This window comes from Protofrankia sp. Cr1 (assembly GCF_963555865.1).
Lineage (GTDB): Bacteria > Actinomycetota > Actinomycetes > Frankiales > Frankiaceae > Protofrankia.
Map to the genome: position 1 here is coordinate 21,866 of NZ_CAUVXO010000039.1, position 4,245 is coordinate 26,110.

Annotated in this window: 4 protein-coding genes; all 4 read left to right on the top strand. The window is 67.9% G+C overall.

What is annotated here, in order from left to right:
• On the top strand, positions 1 to 1,244 hold a 1,244-nt coding region (locus tag U9980_RS06110; RefSeq protein ID WP_322767043.1), incomplete at its 5' end, for an ABC transporter permease.
• Positions 1,245 to 1,343: 99 nt separating this feature from the next.
• On the top strand, positions 1,344 to 2,843 hold the full coding sequence (locus tag U9980_RS06115) for an aldehyde dehydrogenase family protein (RefSeq protein ID WP_322767044.1): 1,500 nt from the start codon (positions 1,344 to 1,346) through the stop codon (positions 2,841 to 2,843).
• 57 nt (positions 2,844 to 2,900) lie between these two features.
• Positions 2,901 to 3,386 carry a nuclear transport factor 2 family protein gene (locus U9980_RS06120; RefSeq protein WP_322767045.1) on the top strand — a complete coding sequence of 162 codons (486 nt, stop codon included), beginning with the start codon at positions 2,901 to 2,903 and terminating at the stop codon, positions 3,384 to 3,386.
• A 45-nt stretch (positions 3,387 to 3,431) separates the two neighbouring features.
• On the top strand, positions 3,432 to 4,245 hold an 814-nt coding region (locus U9980_RS06125; protein ID WP_322767046.1), incomplete at its 3' end, for a TIGR03619 family F420-dependent LLM class oxidoreductase.

Sequence of the window (4,245 nt, forward strand, 5' to 3'; positions counted from 1 at the left end):
CGGCCGACGGCACCGCGGACCGGGCCGGCGCCCAGCCGGCCGGGCCCGTCGCCGCCCAGCCACCCGCTGTGGAAGCCGTGATCGCGAAGGGCGGGGCAGGTCGTGGTGTCGCGGGCGGTCCGTACCCGCCGGGGCCTGTCCGGGCGCCGGTCAGCCTCACGGTCGGCAAGTACAGCGCTCTACTCCTTTTCGCGCTGTTCATCGTCATCTTCGGAGCGCTCAAGCCACATTTGTTCCTGACGGTCAGCACGTTCCGTCTCACCTTCGGCGAAGGCGTGGTGACCGCGGTCCTGGCGCTGGCCTTCCTGGTCCCGCTCGCGGCCGGCATCTTCGACCTGTCGATCGGCGCGATGATGGGTCTGTCGCTGGTGCTGATCAACTGGTTCGCGGCCAACACCGACATCCCGGTCGGCCTGGTCTGCCTCGGCGCTGTGCTGGTGTGCTGTCTGGTCGGACTGGTCAGCGGCTTCCTGGTGGTGCGGTTCCGGGTCAACTCGCTGATAGCCACCCTCGGCGTGAGCCAGGTGCTCACCGCCGTGGGACTGAAGGTCTCTGACAACCGCCAGATCACCGGCGCGTTCTCCGACCGGTTCGCGACGCTCGGCAGCACGAACCTGCTGGGCGTTCCGGTGGTCGTGCTCTACCTGCTGGCGCTGGCGGTCATCCTGTGGTTCGTTCTGGAGCACACGCCGGTCGGGCGCTACCTGTTCGCGGTCGGCAGCAACCCGGAGGCCGCCCGCCTGGCCGGCCTGCCGGCGGAGCGGCTCGTCTACGGCTCGCTCATCGCCTCCGGCGGGGTGGCCGGGATCGCCGGCGTCATCTACGCGATGCGGGTCGGCGCCTATACCGCGGACTCCGGTTCAGGTCTGCTGTTCCCCGCGCTGGCAGCGGTGTTCTTCGGGGCGTCGCAGTTCTCCCGGCGGCCCAACGTGTGGGGCACGCTGGTCGCTTATTTCGCCCTCGCATTCGGTGTCAAGGGCCTGCAACTGGCCTTCGGGCCCGGCACCTTCTGGATCCAGCCGCTGTTCCAGGGCGTGGCCCTGCTGATCGCCGTCGCGCTGGCGAGTCGACAGGTCGCCCAGACCCGGCGCAGCCGGCGAACGCAGGCGGCGGCTGCCGAGTCCGAGTCCGGGTCCGAGTCCACGTCCGGGTCCGAGTCCACGTCTGGGTCCGGGTCCGGGTCCGGGTCCGGCGCGCAGCCTGAGCCCGTCGCGACCGGCGAGCCACGTGCCCCGGCTCCGTGACGCCGTGTCCCTGTTGCCGGCCGCTCTCAGCGCAGTCGCTTTCAGCGCATCTGGACCTTTTTCTGCGGATATCTCTCCTACCGGATCGGAGTACCTTCGGTGATCAGTACGTCGGACAATTCCTCGACATATCCGATTTCAGCGGAAACCGCACGGCAGCTGGCACGCCCCCTGTTCGGTCACGTTATCGACGGTGAGGTCGTCCCGGCTGCCGACGGAGCGACGATGGCGGTCGTCGATCCCGCGACGGAACGGCAGGTCGCCACCGCCGCTGCCGGCTCGGTGGCCGACGCCGAACGGGCCGCACAATCTGCACGCGCAGCCTTCGATGACGGCCGGTGGCGGTTCCTCCCGCCCTTGGAAAAAGAACGCCGGATGCGCAGGCTCTCCAGCCTCCTGACGGAGCGGGCGGACGTCTTCGCCGAGATCGATGTGATCGACGCGGGCTTGCTGCGCTTCTATGAGGGCTTCATCGTCCAGTTCGCGGTCGACGGTATTGACTACTACGCGGGCTGGCCCTCCAAGCTTTCCGGAACGATCCCGTCGGTACCGTCGGACCTGGCCGTGTATCAGCACCGGGAGCCGATCGGCGTCGTCGGCCTGATCACTCCGTGGAACGGGCCGACGGCCGTGTTCGCCTCGGTGGCCGCCGCCATCAGCGCGGGCAACAGCGTCGTGCTGAAGCCGGCCGAGCAGACCCCCATGTCGGCGGTTCTCATGGCGGAGCTGGCGCTCGAGGCGGGGATTCCGCCGGGGGTCTTCAACGTCGTTCAAGGTGTCGGTGAGGTCGTGGGCGCCGCACTCGTCGCCTCTGCCGACATCGACGCCCTGTCGTTCACCGGGTCCGTGGCGACCGGTTGCGCGATCCAGGCGGCCGCCGCCGCACGGGTGAAGCGGGTGAGCCTCGAACTCGGCGGCAAGAGCCCGTTCATCGTCTTCCCCGACGCCAACCTGGAGGCCGCCGCCGCAGCGGCCATGGCCGCGGTGTGGGGCGCATCCGGACAGGTGTGCACCGCGGGTAGCCGTCTGTTGGTGCACCGTTCCGTGCACGACAAACTGGTAAGCATGATCATTGAAGGGTCGCGTGACATCCGGCTCGGCTCGGGTTTCGACCCCAGCAGCCAGATGGGACCGCTGGTGTCCGCGGAACAGCTGGAGCGGGTGCAGCGCTACGTCGGCTACGGCCGTGACGAGGGTGCGGAGCTGGTGCTCGGCGGTGAGCGTCACGGCGATGTCGGCTATTTCCACCAGCCGACGGTGTTCACATCCGTGCGCAACGACATGCGGATCGCCCGCGAGGAGATCTTCGGGCCCGTGATGTCCGTGCTGGAGTTCGGCTCGGAGGAGGAGGCCATCGCCATCGCCAACGACACCGAGTACGGCCTGGCGGCCGGCGTGTGGACCAACGACCTGGGCCTGGCACACCGCATGAGCAGAGCGCTACGGACAGGCACGGTGTGGGTGAACACCTTCCAGATGGTCTACCCGACGGTGCCCTACGGCGGTGTGAAGTACTCCGGGCATGGCCGCACCCTGGGCGCGGCCTCTCTCGACGAGTTCACCCAGCTCAAGAGCGTGTGGATGAAGGTCGGGGCTTGACACGGCAGCGCCGCAGCAGACGTGGCACCCGCCGGGACGGCTGCGAAGGGAGCGAGCATGCGTACAGCGGCCGAGATTGAGGCTGGCTTGGACCGCGCCGACGTTACCGAGGTGCTTTACAGGTATGCGTCGTGTATCGACAAACGGGATGTCGACGGGATCCGTGTGACCCTCGCCGACGACCTGTGGGCGCAGTACGGCAACGTTGATCCCATCGTCGGCGGTGACGCGGTCGCCAATTGGATCGACGAAGGCACCCGGGAATGCGTCTGGCAGCATCATCTGCTCAGTGTTTACCATGTGGACCTTGTAGCGGATCATGCCACGGCGCTCATCTACCACACCTCGCACCAGGTGTTCCGCGCATCGCCGGAAACGGTGCACGTGCTCGTCGGCCGGTACCATAACCAGCTGCGACGCAAAGCGGACGGTTGGAAAATCAGCAGGCTTCTCTTCGAGATTCTCTGGGGCGAGCGTCGGGTGGACTCCACCGGTTACCTCGCTGCCGTCGGCGGCAGCGGCCCCCAGGTGTATCCCCGTTGACGCGGCCGGACCGATGAGATTCAGCTGAGGCCGGAAGGGACGATGATGCGGATCGGTCTGTCGGTATACGACATGGGTGCGCGTGACCTACTGGACCTCGCCGTGGCGGCCGACGACCTCGGCTTCGATGCCCTCTGGCTCGGCGAGCATCTCGTCCTGCCGTACGACTACTCCAGCGAGCACCCCACCCAGGGCGAAACGGCGCACCAGCATCACACCCGGCCGATCATCGACCCGGCCACGAAGCTGCTGGACCCGTGGTCGGCGTTGAGTGCCGCCGCAGCGCTCACGACGAGGGTGAAGCTCGCGACGGGCATCTACATCCTGCCGTTACGTCATCCGCTTCTGACAGCTCGTGCCGCCTGCACGACGCAGGAGATCGCTGCCGGCAGGTTCATGCTCGGGGTCGGAGCCGGTTGGCTGCGCGAGGAGTTCGCCGCCCTCGGCGTGCCGTTCGACGAACGTGGATCCCGCCTCGAGGAGTGCCTGGAGGTCCTGCGGTCGGCCTGGAGCGGAGGACCCTTCGAGCATCAGGGCACCCACTTCACGACCGGCAGAATCCAGGTCACCCCCCGGCCCGTTGCGGTGCCGCTCGTCCTCGGGGGGAACACGGACCGGGCGCTGCATCGCGCAGCCCGACTGGGGGACGCCTGGTTCAGTTCCGGCACGCCCTCCTTCTCCGACGCGGTACGGCTTCGCGACCGGCTCGCGGCACTGTGCGAACAGTACGGGCGCGCGATGATTGCCTGCTACTTCCGGTTGGAAGGCCAGGATCTGGAACTGGTGCCCCGCTACGAGGCCGAGGGGATCATCAACCTGGTCGTGTGGGCGGACCAGATATGGCGCGGGGCCGACCTGG

Bases quoted from the DNA above. Each gene is read 5' to 3' on its own strand.
- U9980_RS06120 (WP_322767045.1), top strand. From the start codon at position 2,901: ATGCGTACAGCGGCCGAGATTGAGGCTGGCTTGGACCGCGCCGACGTT.